Genomic DNA, 22,253 nt, shown 5'->3' with positions numbered 1-22,253 from the left:
GATTTGTCACGCTGGCGAGCTGGCGAATTTCGACCAGATGCCTTTTTCGCCGAGCTTGGCGACCAGCGCCTCATGCGCCTGCGCTTCGGCCTGGCTGAGGCGGGGTGCAAGCGGCCGGGGCCGCTCAAGCACCGCTAATATCGCTCCATCATCTTCCATCGCCATTTCGCCGCCCGCCGCCTGGCCGGATTGGCCGAGGCCAAGGGCCGCCTGCCTGCCGCCGATCATTTCGATATAGACTTCGGCCAGCAGCTCGGAGTCGAGAAGCGCGCCGTGTTTGGCGCGGTGCGAATTGTCGACGCCGTAACGCCGGCAAAGTGCGTCGAGCGAATTTGGTCCCATCGGATTTTTCCGCCGCGCCATGGACAGCGTATCGACCACCCGTTCCGGCAGGATCGGCGGCAAACCGATCCGCGCGAATTCGGCGTTGATGAAGCCCATGTCGAAAGTGGCGTTGTGGGCGATCCACTTGGCATCGCCGAAAAAGGCGAGAATTTCCTCGGCGACCTCGGCGAAGGCTTTCTTGTCCTTGAGGAATTCATCCGTAATGCCGTGCACGGCGAGCGCATCCGGATGGACCTTCTGATCTCCCGGATTGATGTAGATATGAAGGGTGTTGCCGGTCGGGAAGTGATTGAAGAGTTCGATGCCGCCGATTTCGATGATGCGGTCCATCCGGTTGTCAAGGCCGGTGGTTTCCGTATCGAAAATGATCTCACGCATTCCGGAAATCTCCCTTGGCAATTCGCATTCTCAGATCGGCGACGATCTCAAGCACCCGTTCCCTCGTCTGCTCAATGCTGTGGCTGGTGTCGATCAGGTAATCGGCACGGCGCCGTTTTTCTGCATCCGGCGTCTGGCGAGAGAGAATCATGTCGAATTTTTCCTCGGTCATGTCGTCGCGCGCAAGCACCCTCTGACGCTGAATCTGTGGATCGGTGCTGACGACGACGATGACATCCACCCTTTCCCAAGCGTCAGTTTCGAAAAGCAGCGGGATATCGAGCAGAACCATCTCGGCGCCGGCGGCACGGTGGCGGGCCAGAAATTCCGTTTCGCGCTTGCGGACCAGCGGGTGAACGATTGCCTCCAGCCGTTTGAAGCCGTCGGGATCGTGCGCCAGTTGGCGGCCGAGTTCTTGCCGGTCGACCACGCCGTCCTTCATCGTGCCGGGAAAGGCGGCATCCACCAGCGGTGCAGCCTCGCCGGCATAGAGATCGTGGACCACGGCATCGGAATCGTTCAGCGGAATCCCGGCCTCGGCAAAGAGCTTGCCGGCCGTCGACTTTCCCATTCCGATCGAGCCGGTCAATCCGATCTTCAGCATCAGTGTGCTTCCATATCCGCAATGATCAGTGCACGCAGTGCGGCGTCGACGACGGGGCGCTTGCCGAACCATTTCTCGAAGCCCGGCACGGCCTGATGCAGCAGCATGCCGAGACCGTCGACGATCGCAAAGCCCTGCTCTTGCGCCTGCGCCAGGATCGGCGTCTTCAGCGGCACATAGACGATATCGGTAACGACGGCGTCGGCAGCAAGTGGAGTGAAATCAAGCTGCGGCGCCGGCTCGCCGTCCATGCCGAGCGACGTGGTGTTGATAAAGAGGCCGGCGTCTTTCATGACCTCGGCAAGCGCACCGGCCGGATGGGCCTGAACCTTCGGGCCAAAACGGTCGGCCAGTTCGTGGGCCCGTTCGACGGTACGGTTGACGACGTGGATTGTCTTGAAGCCGCGGTCGCGAACCGCCTGGATGACGGCCCGGCTGGCGCCGCCGGCGCCAAAGATCACGGCCGTGTCATGAAGGTCCCAGCCCGGATGGCGTTCGTCAAGATTGGCAGTGAAGCCGCGGCCATCGGTATTTGTCGCGTGGAGAAGGCCATCCTCCAGCCAGAGCGTGTTCGACGCGCCGAGTTCGAGCGACAGCGCGTCCGGTTTGTCGGCGAGGCGGAAGGCCAATTCCTTATGGGGAATGGTGACATTGCCGCCGGTAAAGCCGGAACTGCCATCCTTCAGCGAAGCGATGAAATCGGCAAAGGCTTCCGGTGCGACTTCATGAGCGCGGTAGCTGCCTGGCAGGCCGAGCGTCTTCAACCAATATCCGTGGATCAACGGCGAGCGCGAATGCTTGATCGGAAAGCCTGTGACAAACGCCTTCGGCCCGAATGTTTCACGTGAATCACCCATCGATCGCTCCGAGTTCGCGCAATTTCGTCAGAAGCGGCAGCATCGGCAGGCCGAGAATGGTGAAGTAATCACCTTCGATTTTCTCGAAGAGCTGAATGCCCTGCCCCTCCAATTGGTAGGCGCCGACGCTCGAAAGCGCCTTGTCACCGACCCGCGCCAGATGCCCGGCAATGAATTCCGCCGTCAGAGGCCGCATCGTCAGTTCGGCATGGGCGAGATGTTCCCACAGGACTACACCATTGTTGGCGATGGCGACGGCGCTGTTCAATCGATGCGTTCTTCCCGACAGGGCGTGAAGGTGGCCGGCCGCGTCGGCCATGTCCTTCGGCTTATGAAAGACCCGGTCGCCGAGCGACATCGTCTGATCCGAACCGATAACCAGGCTGTCCGAAAAGCGCCGGCTGACATCCTCGGCCTTGGCCCTGGCCAGAGCGAGGGCAACGGCATCCGGCGTTGCCCCGGCTTTTTCCAACGGCGCTTCCAGCGCCCTTTCATCGATCGTTGCGGCCTGCGCCTCGAAGGACAGGCCGGCATTTTCCATCAGCATCCGCCGAAACGGGCTCGACGATGCAAGGATGATTGTTGTTGTCATAGGCTCCTCGGAGTGCCGACTTTGCGTCAGCGCTTAGCGCAGCTTCGGGCGCAGGGCAACGATCGCCGCGGCGGTTTCCTCGATCGAGCGGCGGGTCACGTCGATCAGCGGCCAGTTGTGACGGGCGCAAAGCGAGCGCGCATATTTCAGCTCCTCGGAGATCGCGGCGCGATCGGTGTAATGTTCGCGATCGAAGCCCTGGGTCGCTCCGAGGATGCGGTTTTCCCGCACCTGGGAAATACGATCGGTGGTGGCGATCAGGCACACGATCAAGGGTTTGGTCGCGACAAAAAGACTCTCGGGCAACGGCACGCCATAGACGATCGGAATGTTGGCCGTTTTGATGCCGCGATTGGCGAGATAGATAGATGTCGGTGTCTTCGACGTCCGGCTGATGCCGATGATGACGACATCGGCATCGTTGTAATCGTCCGGCATCTGGCCGTCGTCGTGATCCATGGTGAAATTCAGCGCTTCGATGCGGGCGAAGTAACCGGCATTCATCACATGCTGGGCTCCGACCCGGCGGCGCGACGGAGCGCCGAGATAGATCTGAAACGCATTCATCACCGGCTCCAGAACATTGACCGAGGCGACGCCCATTTCGGTGCAGCGCTCGTCGATCAGGCTCGCCAGCTCCCGGTCGACAATGGTGTAGAGCACGATGCCGGGCGCATCGTCGATCGCCTGCAGAACCGGCAGCAACTGTTTGCGATTGCGGATCAGCGGATAGACATGCTCGATCGGCTGAGCGGATCGGAACTGCGCCGAGGCGGCACGGCCAGCGGAGATCAGAGTCTCTCCCGTCGAGTCAGAAATCAGATGCAGATGAAAGAAGTTCGTTCTGTTCTCCACGCTATTTTCCGCTGCCTGTTGAAAACACTGGATGATGGAGAGCTAAGGCGGCGAGGCTGCCTCGGGCAAGGGAAAACATGCCGCCTTATCCACATTTCGAATTTTGCGGACCGGTTTTGCCAGGTCCTGTGGAGGATGGGGACGAAATTGGTTTGTCGAAGGCAAGTCCACAAGCTATCCACAGGAAGGAGAAAATCGGCTGCCTGGCAAGATTTTGGAATCATTTTGGGATTCGCCTTCTCCCGGAAATTTCGAAGAATCGGAAAATTCTTTTCGAGTTTTGGTGCAGGCGCGCGACAAATGGCATCGGCAGTGGATGGATTTTAATCCTTGATAGACACCGACTCTAAGAAATAGAAACCTTTTAAAATATCTTTGATTTTTTATAGGGAAGAAGCGCTTGAGCGACACGCGCCGAAAGATCATGAGGGTTCTCGACGGCGAAAGCCTCAGCCCTCCGCCTCTCTGGCTGATGAGGCAGGCGGGACGTTATCTGCCGGAATACAGAGAGACTCGGGCAAAGGCCGGAAGTTTTCTCGATCTCTGCTACACGCCCGATTACGCCGTCGAGGTGACGCTGCAGCCGATCCGCCGCTATGGCTTCGACGCGGCCATCCTGTTCTCCGATATTCTGGTCATCCCCGATGCAATGAAACGGAATGTCCGGTTCACCGAAGGGCATGGGCCGGAGATGGATCCGATCGATGAAGCCGGGATCGGGCGATTGAATGGGGAAGAGGTCGTCGCTTATCTCAGACCGGTTCTGGAAACGGTGCGACGGTTGCGGGAGGAGTTGCCTGATGAGACGACGCTGCTCGGCTTCTGCGGTGCGCCCTGGACGATTGCTACCTATATGATCGCCGGTCACGGCACGCCGGATCAGGCCCCTGCCCGCCTCTTCGCCTACAATTATCCCGGCGCCTTCGAGCATCTGCTGATGCTGCTTGCCGACGTGTCGTCAGATTATCTCGTCGCCCAGATCGATGCCGGCGCCGACGCCGTGCAGATCTTTGATTCCTGGGCTGGGGTTCTCGGGGAAAGGGAATTCGAGGCCTTCGCGATCAGGCCGGTTGCGCGAATGATCGCTTCGATCAAATCGCGGCGGCCGCATGCGCGCATCATCGCCTTCGCCAAGGGTGCCGGCTATCAGCTGAAAACCTATCGTCAGAAGACAGGTGCCGATGCGATCGGCCTCGACTGGTCCGTCCCATTGGCCTTCGCTGCCGAACTTCAGAAAGATGGACCGGTGCAGGGCAATCTCGATCCGATGCGTGTCGTTGCCGGCGGCCGGGCGCTGGAAGAGGGCGTCGACGATATTCTGCAGCATCTCGGCCATGGACCGCTGATCTTCAATCTCGGCCACGGCATCACGCCGCAGGCCGACCCCGATCATGTGCGTCAGCTGGTCGAGCGCGTGCGGGGGACGAAGTGACGCGGGAAAGGCAGACGGATCGGAAACCCGGCGCTTATGCCCGGCGCCGTGCTCATTTTGCCCTGGCCTTCTTCGCGCTGATGGCGGTCGGGCTTTTCGCCTGGAACCCCGACAATCTCTATCTCTGGATCAAGGCGCTTCACATCATCGCGGTGATTTCCTGGATGGCAGGACTGTTCTACATGCCGCGGCTGTTCATCTATCACACCGACGCGGAACCGGGCTCGGTGCAGTCGGAAACCTTCAAGGTGATGGAGCGCCGGCTGCTGCGGATTATCATGACGCCGGCGATGATGCTGACCTGGCTTTTCGGCCTCTATCTCGCCTGGTCGGTCTATGGATTCCAGGGCGGCTGGCTGCATGCTAAGATCGGTCTGGTCGTGCTGCTGACCGCTGTTCATGTATTCTTCAGCCGCGCCGTCGGCGCATTTGAGCGCGACGAAAATCGCCGCTCGGCGCGCTATTGGCGGTTCATGAATGAGGCGCCGACACTGCTGATGATCCTGATCGTGATCCTCGTGGTGGTGAAGCCGTTCTGAGGAAAATCTTCCTCGGGTTAAATTTGCTTCATTTTAATCAGCCCCCTTGCGGGGGCGATTGCGACTCGCTATTTTCCGCGCATCTCATCTACGTGGCATGTGTGAAGAGTTCAGTCGTCTGCGAGCCCCATTCGCAGTACCGAATACGACCCCCAACATCGCCTTTCCCCTTCGAAATTGAAAAGAGTATTGGTCACTTCATGGCTGAAATGAAGCTTCAGGAACTTAAGAGCAAATCCCCGACGGATCTTCTGGCTTTCGCCGAATCGCTCGAGGTCGAGAATGCAAGCACGATGCGCAAACAGGAATTGATGTTTGCCATCCTCAAGATGCTAGCCAGCCAGGATGTGGAGATCATCGGCGAAGGGGTAGTCGAAGTGCTCCAGGACGGCTTCGGCTTCCTGCGCTCGGCCAACGCCAACTACCTGCCCGGCCCTGACGACATTTATATCTCGCCATCGCAGATCCGCCGTTTCTCTTTGAAGACAGGCGACACGGTCGAGGGACCGATCCGCGGACCGAAGGAAGGCGAGCGCTATTTCGCGCTGCTCAAGGTCAACACCATCAATTTCGACGATCCGGAAAAGATCCGTCACAAGGTTCATTTCGACAATCTGACGCCGCTCTATCCGAATGAGCGCTTCAAGATGGAACTCGATATTCCGACTTCCAAGGATCTGTCGCCCCGCGTGATCGATCTCGTGGCGCCGCTCGGCAAGGGTCAGCGCGGCCTGATCGTTGCGCCGCCGCGCACCGGTAAGACCGTCCTTCTTCAGAACATTGCGCATTCGATCACGGCCAATCATCCGGAATGCTATCTCATCGTGCTTCTGATCGACGAACGTCCGGAGGAAGTCACCGACATGCAGCGTTCCGTCCGCGGCGAGGTGATTTCCTCGACCTTTGACGAACCGGCGGTGCGTCACGTCCAGGTGGCTGAAATGGTCATCGAAAAGGCCAAGCGTCTCGTCGAACATGGCCGTGACGTCGTCATTCTGCTCGATTCGATCACGCGCCTCGGCCGCGCCTACAACACCGTCGTCCCCTCCTCCGGCAAGGTTCTGACCGGCGGTGTCGACGCCAATGCGCTGCAGCGGCCGAAGCGCTTCTTCGGCGCCGCGCGCAACATCGAGGAAGGTGGTTCTCTGACCATCATCGCAACGGCGCTGATCGATACCGGCAGCCGCATGGACGAAGTGATCTTCGAAGAGTTCAAGGGTACCGGCAACTCGGAAATCGTCCTCGACCGCAAGGTCGCCGACAAGCGCATCTTCCCGGCGATGGACATCCTCAAGTCCGGCACGCGTAAGGAAGACCTGCTCGTGCCACGCCAGGATCTGCAGAAGATCTTCGTTCTTCGTCGTATCCTTGCTCCGATGGGCACCACGGATGCAATCGAATTCCTGATCGACAAGCTCAAACAGACGAAGAACAATTCCGATTTCTTCGACTCGATGAATACCTGATCCTTAGCCGGATTCATCCATTGAGAGCTGGCGCATCGCCTCGATGTCGCCAGCTTTTTATTTAAGAGGAATCGATTCGGATTCGAACTGACAAGCGGACGATGAGCCATGGTGAATGATACGATTTATGCGCTTTCGAGCGGCGCCCCGCCCTCGGGTGTTTCGGTCATTCGCATCAGCGGTCCGTTAACCCGAGAGCTCTTGATCAGGCTGGCCGGATCAGTGCCGGCTGATCGGCTGGCTTCCTACCGAACGATTCGGGCGCGCAACAATCAACCGATCGATAGCGGTCTGGTGCTGTTTTTCCCCGCTCCAAACTCTTTTACCGGTGAAGATGTCGCCGAGCTGCAGATCCACGGCAGCAAGGCCGTCCTGGCAGCGCTGTTTCAGGCGCTGGGTGATACTCCTGGTGTTCGTATGGCGATTGAAGGCGAGTTTTCGCGACGCGCTTTCGAAAATGGCAAGCTTGATCTTGTCGAGGTCGAGGGCCTGGCCGATCTCATCGAGGCTGAGACGGAGATGCAGCGCCGCCTCGCCGTGGAACACAGCGCTGGTGGTGTCTCGGCAGTATACGATTCGTGGGCGGAACGATTGACCCGCTCGCGCGCCCTGATCGAGGCGGAACTCGATTTTGCCGACGAAGACGATGTCCCGGGATCGGTGTCAGATATGGTCTGGGCCGACATGGATCGGCTTCGCAATGATATCTGGCATCATCTCGACGCGGCTTCGGCGGGCGAGATTATCAGAGACGGCTTTAAGGTGGTGATCGCCGGGGCGCCGAATGCGGGAAAGTCGAGCCTGTTGAATGCTCTCGCCCGACGCGACGTCGCAATCGTCACGGATATTGCCGGAACCACTCGTGACGTCCTGCAGGTCGATCTCGACATTGACGGCTATCTTGTCAAACTCTATGACACGGCCGGTCTGCGTGAGGCGGACGATCGGGTGGAGATGGAAGGCGTGCGGCGGGCACGCATAGCGCTTCGTGATGCCGATCTTGTGCTGTTGCTGGTCGATGTGAGCGATCCCGTCATTCCTGCCGACTTGGACCAGGCTGTGCCGCATGTTAGGGTCGGAACGAAGAAGGATCTCATCGAGACTGGCTCCGATCGATATGATCTGCGGATTTCGACGGCAACCGGTGAGGGCCTGCCGGAATTGCGGGCGCTGATCGGGCGCGTCGTCAAGGAGCGGTTTGCTGGCCTGTCTATGGCGATCCCGAGCCGACAGCGGCACAAGGATTCGCTGGCGAAATGTTTGGCAGCGCTAGATGCGGCAATCTCGCAGAGCGAGACGAATCTCGAACTGCGCACGGAGCAGCTTCGCCTGGCGGCTGAGTATTTGGGACGGATTACCGGGCGGGTGGATGTCGAGCAGCTGCTCGATGTGATCTTCTCGGAGTTTTGTATCGGTAAATGATTCACGTGAAACCTTTTCTTGAGGCTGTCGCCTGAGTTCACGTGAAACCCGCCGAGTTGGAGTTTGAGATGACCGGCAATGTCTATGATGTGATTGTGATCGGCGGCGGCCATGCCGGCACGGAGGCTGCCAGTGCAGCTGCGCGCCTCGGGGCGAAAACCGCCTTGGTCACCCACAGGCGAGACACGATTGGTGTCATGTCCTGCAATCCGGCGATTGGTGGGCTTGGCAAGGGACATCTGGTCCGCGAGATCGACGCGATGGACGGTCTGATGGGCCGGGTCGCCGATCTTGCCGGCATTCAGTTCAGAATGTTGAACCGGAAGAAGGGTGCCGCCGTCCGCGGTCCGCGAACGCAGGCGGATCGGAAGCTCTATCGACTGGCGATGCTGGCGGCGATCGAAGCGACACCAGGCTTGGATATCGTCGAGGGCGACGCATTCGATCTCGACGTCGTCGATAACCGTGTTGCCGGCGTGATCATGAAGGATGGCCGGCGGCTGAAAGCGCCGGCAGTCGTGTTGACGACCGGGACGTTTTTGCGTGGTCTGATCCATATCGGTTCGGATAAGACACCCGCCGGCCGCGTCGGCGAACCCCCCTCGCTGGGGTTGTCGGCAACTCTGGCCCGGTTGGGGCTGCGCTTGGGGCGATTGAAGACGGGCACGCCGGCCCGGCTGGATGGCAAGACAATCGACTGGCAGTCCGTCGGTCGGCAGGGTGCGGACGAGGATCTCGTGCCCTTTTCGTTCATGACCGATTCGATCACGACGCGGCAGATCGAATGTGGCGTCACCCGGACGACCGAAGCGACACATCGGATCATCATAGACAATATCAAACGCTCGGCGATGTATTCCGGGCAGATCGAAGGTGTCGGGCCGCGTTACTGCCCATCCATCGAGGACAAGCTGGTCAAGTTCGGCGAACGCGACGGCCACCAGGTCTTTCTCGAACCGGAAGGCCTCGACGACGATACGGTCTATCCAAATGGCATTTCGACGTCGCTGCCGGCCGAGGTCCAGGCGGACTTCATAAAGACCATTCCCGGACTCGAGACGGCGCGGATCCTCCAGCCGGGTTATGCCATCGAGTATGATCATGTCGACCCGCGGGAGCTTACGCCGTCGCTCGAAGTTAAGCGGCTGAGAGGCCTGTTTCTCGCCGGCCAGATCAACGGGACCACCGGTTATGAGGAGGCAGCGGCGCAGGGGTTGGCGGCAGGCTTGAATGCTGCACTGCGAAGCACCGATTCGGATCCGTTCCATTTTAGCCGAACAAATTCTTACATTGGGGTGATGATCGATGACCTCACGTCGCGAGGCGTTACGGAACCGTATCGGATGTTTACGTCGCGCGCGGAGTATCGTCTGACGCTGCGGGCCGATAATGCTGATGCTCGGCTGACACCACTTGGCATGCGGCTTGGCTGCGTCAGCCGTGCACGCGAGCGGCGATTCACAGTCTATCAAGCAGAAGTCGACGCCGGGCGCGCCCAGTTGATGTCGCTGAAGGTGACCCCCAATGAAGCGCGGCGCGCCGGCCTGAACATCAATCTGGATGGTCAGCGCCGGACGGCCTATGATTTATTGTCCTACCCGGACTACGACTTTGCCGCCCTCCGGCGGGTCTGGCCGGATGCTCTGGGCGCGATCCGGCCGACGGTTGCCGAGGCGTTGGAGATAGAGGCGGGCTACTCCGTTTATCTCGACCGGCAGGCTGCGGCCATTGCTGACCAGCAGCGCGACGAGGAACGGCGTATCCCCGATGATTTCGACTACTCTGCGCTTTCCGGCTTGTCGAACGAGCTCAAGACAAAGCTTAGTGCGGCCCGTCCGTTCAACGTCGCGCAGGCAGCCATTGTCGAAGGCATGACGCCCGCCGCTATTGCGCTGTTGCTGGTGCATTTGCGCCGCCGGAGCGGTGCAGAGCGCCAAATTGCCTAACACAAGATTTGAGAGTCTTTGAGAATGGAATTGAACGGTTTGCGTGTTTCACGTGAAACACAGGCACGACTCCAACATTTTGCGGCACTCTTTCAGAAATGGGCAAAAGCCATCAATCTCGTAGCGCCATCGACGCTCGATGATTTGTGGCGGCGTCATATCGCGGACAGCAGCCAGATTTTCCAGATTTACCCCGAGCCAGTTCGCTGGGTCGATCTCGGCAGCGGCGGTGGCTTTCCCGGCGTGATCACCGCAATCTTCCTGGCGGAGCTGCAGGATGGGTGGGTGCATCTTGTCGAAAGCAATCACAAAAAGGCAGCATTTTTGCGAACCGCACTGCGGGAGACAAACGCACGCGGGAGCGTTCACGCGATTCGAATCGAGGATGCCCATGCCGAGATCGGCGAGTGTGGTGCGATTTCAGCCAGAGCCCTCGCCGACCTCGACGGGCTGATCGGCTATGCAGCACCTTGGATGCTTGGCAAGGGAAATTGTCGTGGATTTTTTCACAAAGGCCGGGATTACCTGAGGGAAATCGATGAAGCGCGTGGCCGGTGGGAATTCGATCTGGTAGAACATAAGAGCGCCGTCGAGCAGGAATCCGTGATTTTGGAAATATCGAATCTCCGGCGCTTGGTTTAACAGATCGGATATTGCGGCAATGGCTGGCGAACGACACCGGATAATCACCATCGCAAATCAGAAGGGTGGCGTTGGCAAAACGACCACCGCCATCAACCTGGCAACAGCGTTGGCCGCCATCGGCGAGCGCGTCCTGATCGTGGATCTCGATCCGCAGGGCAATGCCAGCACCGGCCTCGGCATCGACCGTCGCGATCGCAAACTTTCCTCCTATGACCTGATGGTCGGAGAGCGCGGAATCAGCGAGGTGACGCTGGAAACTGCCGTTCCCAACCTCTTCATCGTGCCATCGACCATGGATCTGCTCGGCATCGAGATGGAAATCTCGCAGCAGAGCGATCGCGTCTTTAAATTGCGGAAGGCACTGTCGTCCGCCGAAGCCATGGCATTTTCCTATATCCTTCTCGATTGCCCGCCTTCGTTCAATCTGCTGACGATGAATGCCATGGCGGCGGCCCATTCGGTGCTGGTACCGCTGCAATGCGAATTTTTCGCGCTCGAGGGACTGAGCCAACTGCTCGAAACCGTCAGCCAGGTGCGTCGGACGGTTAACCCGCGGCTGGATATCCAGGGCATCGTCCTAACGATGTTCGATGCTCGCAACAATCTTGCCCAACAGGTGGTGAATGACGTGCGCACGCATCTCGGCGAGAAGGTTTATCATACGTTAATTCCGCGCAATGTCCGGGTGTCCGAAGCGCCGTCCTACGGCAAGCCGGCCATTCTCTATGATCTGAAATGCGCGGGCAGCCAGGCCTATCTGCAGCTGGCCTCCGAGGTCATTCAGCGGGAGCGCCAGAGACTGGCTGCGTAAAATCATTTCAGGATGCAGGTGAGTGTAGATCATGAATGACGATGTATCGAAAAGGCGATTGGGCCGTGGTCTTGCGGCGTTGATTGGTGAAATGGATCAACCCGTTCCGGTGGAGGCTGAGCGAACCGTCAGCGCCGATCGGATGATCCCGATAGAATTCGTCAGTCGCAACCCCCGCAACCCCCGTCGTTTTTTCGACGACACCGAATTGCACGATCTTGCCAGCTCGATCCGCCAGCATGGCATCGTGCAGCCGATCGTGGTGCGCACGATGGAGCGGGACCGCTATGAAATCATCGCCGGCGAACGGCGATGGCGGGCAGCGCAGCTTGCCGGCCTGATCGAAATCCCGGTGATTATCCGCGATGTCGACGACAAGACGGCGCTTGAGATTGCTATTGTCGAAAACGTCCAGCGCGCGGATCTCAATCCTCTTGAAGAGGCGTTGGGCTACGAGCAGCTTATCGCCGAATATGGTTATACCCAGAACGATCTCGGCGAAATTATCGGCAAGAGCCGCAGCCATGTCGCCAACTCGCTGCGTTTGCTGAAACTGCCGGATCCGGTTCGCGATCTGCTGGCTGCCGGCAGTCTTTCGGCCGGACATGCGCGTGCGCTGGTGTCAACGCCCGATCCGGCAAGCCTTGCCCGCACGATCGTTGCCAAGGGCATGTCGGTGCGTGATGCCGAAAAGCTGGCGCAGAACAATATCAAGGCGCAATCGGAGCCTCAGCAGATGGCCTCGCGCCGCGATCAAAAAGATTCGGATACGCTGGCGCTGGAACGCACGCTGTCCGATGCCCTCGGGCTCGAGGTGTCAATCAATCACAAAACCAGCGGCGGCCAGATCAAAATTTCCTACAAGTCGCTTGAGCAGCTCGAGGAAGTCTGCCGCTTGCTGGAACGGCGATAATCACGCCGACTTGCGGCCTGATTGCAGGGTGGTGGAGAGAAGTGTTTGCATCGCAACGCTGTCTTCCAGCACCTGCCGACGCCGGCTCTGCAGAATGGCCGCTTGCAGACGGTTGGATTCACGCGCGATGCCTTCCGGGGACCACTGGCGAAGCGCCTGCTCGAGGATCGGCTTGCGGCGAAAATGCAGATGCCGTCCCATCGTCTGCATCACCTGCGGCGCCTGCAGGCGCTTTTCATCCATCTCTGCACGCATGGTATCGAGAAGCTGAAACTGCTTCAGGCAGGCCTGAAGCACCAGAAAAATCGCTGTTTTTGAACTGCTGATCTTCTGCATGGCGTGGAGGAAGCCGGTGAGATCGCCGCCGAGGATGGCGTCGACGGCATCATCAACGGAGATCGCGCTGGCATCGCCGATTATTTCGGTAACGTGATGTTCTTCGACCGTATCAAGGCCGCGGCAGTAGAGGGCGAGTTTGCGCACTTCATTGCGTGAGGCAATGCGATCGCCGCCGATCAAGGCGATCAGCGCCTGGCGCGCCGCCGGTGTAATGCCGAGCTTTTCCGCCCCGAGTTCAGCATCGATCAAGCCGTTCAAGGCGCGGCTGTCATCGGCATAAGACGGTACCGTCATGACGGCTCGCGCGGCTTCCGCTGTCTTGCGCAGCAGCGATCCCTTTTTCAGATCGCCGGCCTCGACGATCAGATAGGCGGCCTCGAGCGGTTTTTCAGCCAGGTGCGCCAGCGAATCGACAAGGTATTTTTCGTTGGCGGCGCCGCGGATCCAGATGAGTTTTTCGCCGCCGAACAGCCCGATGGATTGGGCCTCGTCAACCAGTCGCCCGGGATCCTTCTGCAAATCGGCGATATCGAGTTTTGTCAGCGAAAAAGGATCGTTCAGCGCGACGCCGGTCTTGCCGGCGAGTTGACCGGCGCGTTCGGACACCAGACCCCGATCCGGGCCATAAATGACGAAAATCCGGTAGTTCTGCGCCGATTTCTGCAGAAAGGTCTCGAACTCGTGCGACTTTATCTCCGCCATCTGCCCGCCCTCAGCGGCTGAGGGCAGCAGCGAGATCGGCGCCTACGAATTCCGCCGTCTGATCGGCGGCGCGATTCTCCGCATCTCGGATCGCCCTTTGCTTGGCAAATTCCTGCTCGGAGAAGTCCACCAGTGCGGTCGCTTGGCGGCTCCCGGCCTTGATGACGCGACCGTCGGCGACAGCGCTCAGCGTATAAGTGACGGTGACGGTCACACGGCCGGCGCGCGAGGTATCGCCGGATTGCCGCAGAAGCGTATCGGCGACGCTCGACGTGGTCCGCAATTCGACGTGATATTGCGGATTTGCCGCTTCGCCGGCGCCGCGCGACGCCAGGAAGATCAGCCGGTTGCGGACCTGCTGTCCGACGCGGCCGGATGCCTCGGAAAAGCCGACCGAGGACAGCTTTTCGGTGACGCCCGAGCTCTCGGAATAAAGCGGCCGGACTTGGCAGGCTGACAGCAATGCCGAGGCGGCAAGGATCATGGCGATGCCGGCATTGCGGGCCAGCTTGCGGGTGATATCAGACGACAATGTTCACAATCCTTTGGGGAACCACGATGATCTTCTTCGGCACCTGACCGTTCAGCACGTTCTTCACCGCATCCAGTTCCAGCACGGCGTTGGTGACGGCATTCTGATCGGCATCGCGAGAAATTGTCAATTCGGCGCGCTTCTTGCCGTTGATCTGCACGGGCAGCACAACGTCGTTTTCAACGACGAGCGCTTCGACAAAACGCGGCCAGTCGGTGCGGGCAAGCAGCTCCGTATTGCCGAGCGTGGCCCAGCATTCCTCTGCAAGATGCGGCGTCATCGGGGCGACGAGCTGAATCAGAATTTCGGCCGCGTCACGCACGGCGGCACGATAGGCGATATCGCCTTCACCTGCCGCAACCCTCGTCAGCGGTGCGGCGAGCGCATTGACGAGCTCGTAGATGCGGGCGACTGCCTTGTTGAACCAGAGCTTGTCATAGTCGTTCTGAACGGCCTTCAGCGTCTTGTGCGCCGCCTGCGAGATCGCCAGCGCCTCGCCCTCGCTCGCCGGTGCGGCTGCAACGGTCGACAGGACGCCGGCCGCTTCAGAAATCAGCCGCCACAGGCGCTGGGTAAAACGGTGAGCGCCTTCGACACCCGCCTCGGACCAGATGACGTCGCGCTCCGGCGGCGAATCGGACAGCACGAAGAAGCGGGCGGTATCGGCGCCATAGGAGGCGATGATATCGTCGGGATCCACGACGTTCTTCTTCGATTTCGACATCTTCTCGATAGATCCGATGGCGACCTCCTCGCCTGTCGCCAGCAGCAGGGCGCGGCGCTTGCCATCGATCTCCTCGATGCGGATATCGGCGGGAGCCACCCATTCACGTCCGGCGCCGGCGCTGCGGCTGTAGGTCTCATGAACGACCATGCCCTGGGTGAACAGGCCCTTGAAGGGTTCGCTCGCGGCGACGTGACCGGTCTCGCGCATGGCGCGGGTAAAGAAGCGCGAATAAAGCAGATGCAGGATCGCGTGCTCGATGCCGCCGATATATTGATCGACCGGCAGCCAACGATTAGCCGCCTCAGGATCGGTCGGCTTTGCTTCCCACGGCGCGGTGAAGCGGGTGAAATACCAGCTCGAATCGACGAAGGTGTCCATCGTGTCGGTTTCGCGGCGGGCATCCTTGCCGCAATTGGGGCAGGCGACGTGACGCCAGGTCGGATGGCGGTCGAGCGGGTTGCCCGGCTGGTCGAAGGTCACGTCTTCCGGCAGTTTCACCGGCAGGTCCTTCTTCGGCACCGGCACGACGCCGCAGGCTTCGCAATGGATGACCGGGATCGGGCAGCCCCAATAACGCTGACGTGAAATGCCCCAGTCGCGCAGGCGGAAATTAATCTTCCGCTCAGCCACCGGCGTATTGCCGAGCGAAGCGGCCGACAGCCGGTCGGCAACCATATTGAAGGCCTCTTGCGTCGTCTTGCCGTCGAGGAAGCCCGAATTAATCATCACGCCATCGCCGTCATAGGCGGTATCGCCGACGGAGAAGCTCGCAGCGTCGCCATCACCAGGCATCACCACGGCCACGACCGGCAGGCCGTATTTGCGGGCGAAATCGAGGTCGCGCTGGTCGCCGGAGGGGCAGCCGAAGATCGCGCCCGTGCCGTAATCCATCAGCACGAAATTGGCGATATAGACGGGCAGCTCCCAGGCGGGATCGAGCGGATGGCGGACCCGGATGCCGGTGTCCAGGCCCTTCTTTTCAGCGGTCTCGAGTGCTGCGAGCGAGGTGCCGGCGCGGCGGCATTCCTCGCAGAAGGCCTCGATCTCGACATTCTTTGCGGCCGCGTCCTTGGCCAGCGGATGGTCGGCGGCAATCGCCAGGAAGGAGGCGCCGAACAGCGTATCAGGACGGGTCGTATAGACGGTAATCTCGGTCTCGCCGGCCGGCGCCGTTTCCGGCACGATCTCCCAGCGCACCGTCAGACCTTCCGAGCGGCCGATCCAGTTCTTCTGCATCAGTCGGACTTTTTCCGGCCACTGGTCGAGCGTATCCAGCGCGTCCAGCAGGTCCTGGCTGAAATCGGTGATCTTGAAGAACCATTGCGTCAGTTCACGCTGTTCGACCAGCGCGCCGGAACGCCAGCCGCGGCCGTCGATCACCTGTTCGTTGGCGAGCACCGTGTTGTCGACCGGATCCCAATTTACCTTCGACTGCTTGCGGTAGACCAGGCCCTTCTCGAGGAAATCCATGAAGAGATGCTGCTGGTGCTGGTAATAGTCGACGTCGCAGGTGGCGAATTCGCGGCTCCAGTCCAATGAAAGCCCCATGGCCTTCAACTGCGCCCTCATCGAGGCGATGTTCTGGTAGGTCCAGGAGGCGGGGTGGACGCCGCGCTCCATGGCGGCGTTTTCCGCCGGCATGCCGAACGCGTCCCAGCCCATCGGGTGCAGCACGTTATAGCCGCGGGCGCGCTTGTAGCGGGCAACGACATCGCCCATGGCGTAGTTGCGGACATGGCCCATATGGATGCGCCCCGACGGATAGGGGAACATTTCGAGGACGTAATATTTTTCGCGCGGATCGGCGTTGTCGGTCTCGAAGACCTTGTCTTCGTTCCATTTCTGCTGCCAGCGGGGCTCGGCATCGCGCGGATTATAACGTTCGGTGGCCATTGTATTCGAAATTCCGGAAAATCAGGGGAGGTTGGTCGAGACCTTCACCATGAAACCACCTTAGCGTCAAGTTTTGCAGGCGCTGCAAGCGCCCGATCTTCGTCCCGGCCGGGCGATTTCGCGGCAGCGGGCCTTGGCAAGCACAGAATGGCTGGCTAGTTCATTGCCTTCACTCTCATGCGGAAATGTCGAGGCAGAACGATGGAACTTCAAGAGCGCCTGAACGACGTACGGTCAAGGATTGCCGCCGCGGAACGCGCGGCCGGTCGTCCGGCCGGCTCCGTTCGGCTTGTCGCGGTGTCGAAGACCTTCGCGGCGGAGGCGATCCGCCCGGCCATCGAAGCCGGGCAGCGCGTCTTCGGTGAGAACCGGGTGCAGGAGAGCCAGGGCAAGTGGCCGGCACTGAAGGCAGAGCATCCCGACATCGAGCTGCATTTGATCGGACCACTGCAATCAAACAAGGCGGCGGATGCTGTGGCGCTTTTCGACGTGATCGAGTCCGTCGATCGGGAAAAGATTGCCCGGGCCCTTGCCGAGGAGATGAAGCGGCAAGGCAAGACACCGCGGCTCTACGTCCAGGTCAATACCGGGCTGGAGCCGCAGAAGGCCGGCATCGCGCCTGACGACACGCCGGCCTTCGTCTCGCTTTGCCGCGGCGAGCTCGGTCTTCCGATCGAAGGTATGATGTGCATTCCGCCGGCCGAGGAAAATCCCGGGCCGCATTTTGCCCTGCTGGCAAAGCTCGCGTCGAAATGCGGCGTTGAGAAACTCTCCATGGGCATGTCGGGCGATTACGAGACGGCGATCGCCTTCGGCGCCACCAGTGTCCGCGTCGGATCGGCGATTTTCGGCTCGCGCTGATACGCTGCTTTGGTCGGGCTTCCCGTTCCCCTCCCCTCTCCCTAGATTAACATCGAGGCTTGCATGTCCTGGGGAGGAGCAGATGCAGAACGGCTATCATCAGGCCTATGCGGCCTGGAAACGCGATCCCGAAGCCTTCTGGCGCGAAGCCGCCGCCGAGATCGACTGGTTCAAGCCGCCGGAGCGGGTGTTTTCGCCTGATGACGGTATTTACGGCCGCTGGTTTGCGGGGGCGGAAACCAATACCTGCCACAATTGCCTGGACCGGCATGTCGCGGCCGGACGCGGCAGTGAGACGGCCATCATCTTCGACAGCGCCATGACCGGCGAGAAGCGCCGCTTCTCATATGACGAGGTCCTCGGCGAGGTGAAGGCCATCGCCGCGACGCTGCTGGCGCTCGGCATCGGCAAAGGCGACCGCGTCATCCTCTATATGCCGATGCTGCCGCAGGCAGTGTTTTCCATGCTTGCCTGCGCTCGTATCGGCGCGGTCCATTCCGTCGTATTCGGCGGCTTTGCCGCCAGTGAGCTTGCGGCCCGTATCGACGACAGCGGCGCCAGGCTGGTGATCACCGCGAGCTGCGGGCTCGAGCCCGGCCGCGTCGTCGCCTATAAGCCGCTGGTCGATCAGGCGATCGAGCTTGCCCGGATGAAGCCTGAGCGCTGCCTGGTGCTGCAGCGGCCGCAGCTTCAGGCAGAACTCGTCGGCGGCCGTGATGAGGATTTCGAAGCGGCGGTGGCGCCTTACCGTGGCGCCGAGCTGGCCTGTGTTTCCGTCAAGGCGACCGATCCGCTCTATATCCTCTATACCTCCGGCACCACCGGCCAGCCGAAGGGTGTGGTGCGCGACAATGGCGGGCACTTGGTCGCGCTGAACTGGTCGATGCGGAATATCTATGGGCTGAAGCCGGGCGAAGTCTTCTGGACGGCGTCCGATATCGGCTGGGTCGTCGGCCATTCCTATATCGTCTACGCACCGTTGATATCGGGCGTGATGACCTTGATCTTCGAGGGAAAGCCGGTCGGTACGCCCGATGCCGGCGCATTTTGGCGCGTCGTTGCAGAGCATGACGTGCGCGTGCTCTTCACGGCGCCGACCGCCTTTCGTGCCATCCGGCGAGAGGATGAGGACGGCGAACTGATCGCGCGCTACAGGATGCCCAATTTGCGGGCGCTGTTTCTTGCCGGCGAGCGGGCGGACCCGGAGACTTTGAAATGGGCCGAACGCATGCTCGCCATCCCCGTCATCGACCACTGGTGGCAGACGGAGACGGGCTGGCCGATCGCCGCAAATCCGCTCGGCCTTGGTGCCCTGCCGGTCAAACATGGTTCGCCGGCGCTGCCGATGCCGGGTTATGAAGTTGCGGTGCTCGACGATGCCGGCCATCCGATCGAGGCGGGAACGCTCGGCAATATCGTCATCAGGCTGCCCCTGCCGCCCGGCTGCCTGCCGACCCTCTGGCATGCGGACGACCGTTTTCGATCGGCCTATCTCGATGAGTTTCCCGGTTATTATAAGACCGCCGACGCCGGCTATGTCGATGAGGACGGCTATCTCTTCATCATGTCGCGCACCGACGACATCATCAATTGCGCCGGTCATCGGCTCTCGACCGGTGCGATGGAGGAGGTCTGCGCGCGGCATCCCGATGTCGCCGAATGCGCTGTCATCGGTGTCATCGATGCGCTGAAGGGTCAGGCGCCTTGCGGTTTCCTGGTGCTGAAACGGAGTGTCGCTCGCGAATCGGCGGCAATCGAATCAGAGGTGGTGGCGATGATTCGCGATCAGATCGGGCCTGTCGCCGCCTTCAAGACGGCCATTACAGTGAACCGATTGCCGAAGACGCGATCGGGCAAGATCCTGCGCGGGACCATGCAGAAAATTGCCGACGGCATACCATGGAAAATGCCTGCGACCATTGATGATCCGGCGATTCTGGAGGAGATCGCCGAGGCGCTGCGCAAGCGCGGTTTCGGCTCTCTGCCGATGTAAATTAAGGATTCTATAAGCTCAATTGAGGAATTGTTAACCAAGTTGCGCAAGGATTTGTTAACGGCAAAGGCTTGCACAGCAGGCTTTGCATGACGCAGTCGCCGTTACCGGCCTGCTGCATAATTCCTTAAGTCGGAATCGATTTAGGAGAAAATTCTGCAGCAGTTGAAGTGCTACAGTGTCCTTTGCGCGTCTGAAGGACGCGCGGCGCGTAGTCCGGAATGCCCCTTTCTCCTATTGTGGAACGGATCATGACGAGCATCCTCACCAACAACGCTGCCATGGCAGCGCTGCAGACTTTGCGCGGCGTAAACGATAGCCTCAAGGACACCCAGGGTCGCGTTTCCTCCGGTTATCGTGTCGAGAAGGCTGCCGACAATGCCGCATATTGGTCGATCGCAACGACCATGCGTTCCGACAACCTGGCGCTTTCCGCCGTCTCCGACGCCCTCGGCCTCGGTGCGGCCAAGGTCGACACCGCCTATGCGGCCATGGACAGCGCCCTAGACGTCGTCAGCGAAATCAAGGCGAAGATCGTCGCCGCCACGGAAAAGGGCGTCGACAAGACGAAGATCCAGCAGGAACTCGACCAACTGCAGGAGCAGCTGCTCAGCATCGCCCAGTCCGCCTCCTTCTCCGGGGAAAACTGGGTGGCCGGCGCTTCCGGCACGAAGAGCGTCGTCTCCTCCTTCGTCCGTGACGGCAGCAATGCCGTGTCGGTGAAGATGACCGACTACGTGCTCGATTCAGGAACGCTCGGCAATGTGCTCTTCGGCATGACCAGCACGGGTGCGATCGAGACGAGCAGCGGCATTATCGGCACCGCTTTTAACGGCACTTATGGCGGCACCGTCATCGTCATGCCGTCAATCTATGATCTCGACATTACCGGTTTTACCCAGGGTCAACTCGACTCAGCCTTGACCGGGATCGAACTGGTTCTCGGCGCCATGACCGCTGCCGGCTCGGCTCTGGGATCGATCTCGACGCGCATCCAGCTGCAGGAGAATTTCGTCAGCGGCCTTCACGATTCGATCGACTCGGGCATCGGTCGCCTGGTCGATGCCGATATGGAAGAGGAATCGAGCAAGCTCTCTGCATTGCAGACGCAGCAGCAGCTTGGCATCCAGTCGCTTTCGATTGCCAATAGCTCGGCACAGAACATCCTCACCCTGTTCCGCAGCTAAATCGAAACAGGCAATCCGCAACAAAAACCCCGCCGGTCAGCTCATACCGGCGGGGTTTTTCATGAGATCGTCGATCTCTCAGTAGTGATCGTCGTCGTCCTCGTCCTTCGGGGCCGAGCGGAGCGAGCTCAGCTTGCGGAAGACGGCATCGGCGTCGATTTCCTTTTCCTTTTCTTCCTCGCGCTCGTAGCTCGGGGTCAGGCGCTCGGTTTCCTGCGCCGATTGCAGCGTCGCGCCGAGTTCGGCCGCGGTCGGTAGCGGACGGCCCTTGGAGGCCTTTTCCACTTCCATGTCGAGGTCGATCTGGCTGCAGAGGCCGAGCGTCACCGGATCCATCGGCGCCAGGTTGGCGGAGTTCCAGTGAGTGCGCTCGCGGATCTGCTCGATCGTCGATTTCGTCGTGCCGACGAGGCGGGAAATCTGCGCGTCCTTCAGTTCCGGATGATTGCGAACGAGCCAGAGAATGGCGTTCGGGCGATCCTGGCGCTTGGAAACCGGCGTATAGCGCGGGCCGCGGCGCTTGGATTCCGGCACGCGCACCTTCGGCTCGGAAAGCTTCAGCTTGTGGTTCGGATTGGCTTCGGCGCGGGCGATCTCGTCGCGCGAGAGCTGTCCCGTCGAGATCGGATCAAGGCCCTTGATGCCCTGCGCCGCTTCGCCGTCGGCGATTGCCTTGACCTCGAGCGGATGCAGTTTGCAGAACTGCGCGATCTGATCGAAAGACAACGCCGTGTTGTCGACAAGCCAGATGGCGGTCGCCTTCGGCATGAGCAATGTTTGAGCCATGGATATAGTCCTTCTATCGTCCGCGCCGGTCGCGGTCCGTGGATTGTCACCACAATGTCCGGGAAATATGCCGCTATATAACCGGACTGTCGCAGAATTGCAATTCTTCCGAAATCAAATGACCTTTGTCTAATTGCCGTGGCGATGCGACCTGCTATGAATTGCCCTGATTTGAGGTCCGGGCTCATAAATTGCTTGGCCCGTCGCATGTCCCATGAGGAGGAGTTGCATGTCGGAGAAGATCCATCCGGTGCCGAAGTCGGTGAAGGCGCGTGCCCTGATCGATAAGGAGAAGTACCTGAAATGGTACGAGGAGAGCGTCGAGGATCCGGACAAGTTCTGGGGCAAGCACGGCAAGCGGATCGACTGGTTCAAGCCCTATACCAAAGTCAAGAACACCTCCTTTACCGGCAAGGTCTCGATCAAGT

The 22,253-nt window shown here is 60.1% G+C and carries 21 protein-coding genes; 12 read left to right on the top strand and 9 right to left on the bottom strand.

The window, feature by feature from the left end; all coding sequences use genetic code 11:
• Positions 1–6: 6 nt before the first annotated feature.
• From dnaQ to C4N04_RS28695, 5 genes are read right to left on the bottom strand one after another with little or no spacing between them, the layout of a single operon-like run.
• Positions 7–723, bottom strand: coding sequence for a DNA polymerase III subunit epsilon (gene dnaQ, locus C4N04_RS28715; protein ID WP_077992754.1), 717 nt, complete (start codon positions 721–723; stop codon positions 7–9).
• A complete protein-coding gene (coaE, locus tag C4N04_RS28710) occupies positions 716–1,327 on the bottom strand; it encodes a dephospho-CoA kinase (protein ID WP_106797609.1) in 612 nt (203 codons plus the stop codon). The genes dnaQ and coaE overlap by 8 nt, the downstream gene beginning before the upstream one ends.
• On the bottom strand, positions 1,327–2,184 hold the full coding sequence (locus tag C4N04_RS28705; RefSeq protein WP_106797608.1) for a shikimate dehydrogenase: 858 nt from the start codon (positions 2,182–2,184) through the stop codon (positions 1,327–1,329). Before C4N04_RS28705 ends, coaE begins: the two co-directional genes overlap by 1 nt.
• Positions 2,177–2,776 carry a Maf-like protein gene (locus tag C4N04_RS28700; RefSeq protein ID WP_077992750.1) on the bottom strand — a complete coding sequence of 200 codons (600 nt, stop codon included), beginning with the start codon at positions 2,774–2,776 and terminating at the stop codon, positions 2,177–2,179. Before C4N04_RS28700 ends, C4N04_RS28705 begins: the two co-directional genes overlap by 8 nt.
• 33 nt (positions 2,777–2,809) lie before the next feature.
• Complete coding sequence (locus tag C4N04_RS28695; RefSeq protein WP_038685850.1) at positions 2,810–3,631, bottom strand: pyruvate, water dikinase regulatory protein; 822 nt, start codon at positions 3,629–3,631, stop codon at positions 2,810–2,812.
• 400 nt (positions 3,632–4,031) lie between these two features.
• Here C4N04_RS28695 and hemE point away from each other — a divergent pair, with 400 nt between their 5' ends.
• The 8 genes from hemE to C4N04_RS28650 all read left to right on the top strand — a co-directional run bounded on the left by hemE (position 4,032) and on the right by C4N04_RS28650 (position 12,805).
• Positions 4,032–5,063, top strand: a complete 1,032-nt coding sequence (gene hemE, locus C4N04_RS28685) for a uroporphyrinogen decarboxylase (RefSeq protein ID WP_106797607.1) — start codon at positions 4,032–4,034, stop codon at positions 5,061–5,063.
• Complete coding sequence (gene hemJ, locus C4N04_RS28680; protein WP_039622940.1) at positions 5,060–5,602, top strand: protoporphyrinogen oxidase HemJ; 543 nt, start codon at positions 5,060–5,062, stop codon at positions 5,600–5,602. The genes hemE and hemJ overlap by 4 nt, the downstream gene beginning before the upstream one ends.
• Before the next feature lie 200 nt (positions 5,603–5,802).
• Complete coding sequence (gene rho, locus C4N04_RS28675) at positions 5,803–7,068, top strand: transcription termination factor Rho (RefSeq protein ID WP_003571435.1); 1,266 nt, start codon at positions 5,803–5,805, stop codon at positions 7,066–7,068.
• Between the two features lie 108 nt (positions 7,069–7,176).
• Positions 7,177–8,490, top strand: a complete 1,314-nt coding sequence (gene mnmE / locus C4N04_RS28670) for a tRNA uridine-5-carboxymethylaminomethyl(34) synthesis GTPase MnmE (RefSeq protein WP_077992746.1) — start codon at positions 7,177–7,179, stop codon at positions 8,488–8,490.
• Positions 8,491–8,558: 68 nt separating this feature from the next.
• Positions 8,559–10,436: a tRNA uridine-5-carboxymethylaminomethyl(34) synthesis enzyme MnmG gene (mnmG, locus tag C4N04_RS28665; RefSeq protein ID WP_106797606.1), complete on the top strand. Its 1,878-nt coding sequence runs from the start codon at positions 8,559–8,561 to the stop codon at positions 10,434–10,436.
• Between the two features lie 24 nt (positions 10,437–10,460).
• Positions 10,461–11,078: a 16S rRNA (guanine(527)-N(7))-methyltransferase RsmG gene (gene rsmG, locus C4N04_RS28660; RefSeq protein WP_009996162.1), complete on the top strand. Its 618-nt coding sequence runs from the start codon at positions 10,461–10,463 to the stop codon at positions 11,076–11,078.
• 19 nt (positions 11,079–11,097) lie between these two features.
• Positions 11,098–11,892 (top strand): ParA family protein, encoded by a 795-nt coding sequence (locus tag C4N04_RS28655; RefSeq protein ID WP_038692104.1) that lies wholly within the window; start codon positions 11,098–11,100, stop codon positions 11,890–11,892.
• Between the two features lie 31 nt (positions 11,893–11,923).
• On the top strand, positions 11,924–12,805 hold the full coding sequence (locus tag C4N04_RS28650; protein WP_106797605.1) for a ParB/RepB/Spo0J family partition protein: 882 nt from the start codon (positions 11,924–11,926) through the stop codon (positions 12,803–12,805).
• Here C4N04_RS28650 and holA read toward each other — a convergent pair whose 3' ends face one another.
• Genes holA through leuS form a run of 3 tightly spaced genes read right to left on the bottom strand, consistent with a single transcriptional unit; the run spans position 12,806 to position 16,998 of the window.
• A complete protein-coding gene (gene holA / locus C4N04_RS28645; protein WP_106797604.1) occupies positions 12,806–13,846 on the bottom strand; it encodes a DNA polymerase III subunit delta in 1,041 nt (346 codons plus the stop codon). It lies immediately after the preceding gene.
• Positions 13,847–13,856: 10 nt separating this feature from the next.
• A complete protein-coding gene (gene lptE, locus C4N04_RS28640; protein ID WP_038692098.1) occupies positions 13,857–14,378 on the bottom strand; it encodes an LPS assembly lipoprotein LptE in 522 nt (173 codons plus the stop codon).
• Complete coding sequence (leuS, locus tag C4N04_RS28635; protein ID WP_106797603.1) at positions 14,368–16,998, bottom strand: leucine--tRNA ligase; 2,631 nt, start codon at positions 16,996–16,998, stop codon at positions 14,368–14,370. The genes lptE and leuS overlap by 11 nt, the downstream gene beginning before the upstream one ends.
• A gap of 201 nt (positions 16,999–17,199) precedes the next feature.
• Between leuS and C4N04_RS28630 the strand changes: the two genes are divergently transcribed.
• The 3 genes from C4N04_RS28630 to C4N04_RS28620 all read left to right on the top strand — a co-directional run bounded on the left by C4N04_RS28630 (position 17,200) and on the right by C4N04_RS28620 (position 21,039).
• Positions 17,200–17,859 (top strand): YggS family pyridoxal phosphate-dependent enzyme, encoded by a 660-nt coding sequence (locus tag C4N04_RS28630; RefSeq protein WP_106797602.1) that lies wholly within the window; start codon positions 17,200–17,202, stop codon positions 17,857–17,859.
• An 82-nt stretch (positions 17,860–17,941) separates the two neighbouring features.
• Positions 17,942–19,852 carry a propionyl-CoA synthetase gene (locus C4N04_RS28625; protein WP_106797601.1) on the top strand — a complete coding sequence of 637 codons (1,911 nt, stop codon included), beginning with the start codon at positions 17,942–17,944 and terminating at the stop codon, positions 19,850–19,852.
• 251 nt (positions 19,853–20,103) lie between these two features.
• Positions 20,104–21,039 carry a flagellin gene (locus tag C4N04_RS28620; RefSeq protein WP_096764521.1) on the top strand — a complete coding sequence of 312 codons (936 nt, stop codon included), beginning with the start codon at positions 20,104–20,106 and terminating at the stop codon, positions 21,037–21,039.
• 78 nt (positions 21,040–21,117) lie between these two features.
• Here C4N04_RS28620 and C4N04_RS28615 read toward each other — a convergent pair whose 3' ends face one another.
• Complete coding sequence (locus C4N04_RS28615) at positions 21,118–21,825, bottom strand: DUF1013 domain-containing protein (protein ID WP_003571448.1); 708 nt, start codon at positions 21,823–21,825, stop codon at positions 21,118–21,120.
• 229 nt (positions 21,826–22,054) lie between these two features.
• On the opposite strand from C4N04_RS28615, the gene C4N04_RS28610 reads away from it, so the two are divergent.
• The coding region (locus C4N04_RS28610) for an acetyl-coenzyme A synthetase N-terminal domain-containing protein (protein ID WP_280954368.1) at positions 22,055–22,253 on the top strand (199 nt) is incomplete at its 3' end.

Source organism: Rhizobium sp. H4 (assembly GCF_003013335.1).
Classification (GTDB): domain Bacteria; phylum Pseudomonadota; class Alphaproteobacteria; order Rhizobiales; family Rhizobiaceae; genus Rhizobium; species Rhizobium sophoriradicis.
The sequence above is the reverse complement of the archived record's forward strand: the minus strand, read 5'-3'. Positions and strand labels throughout refer to the sequence as shown.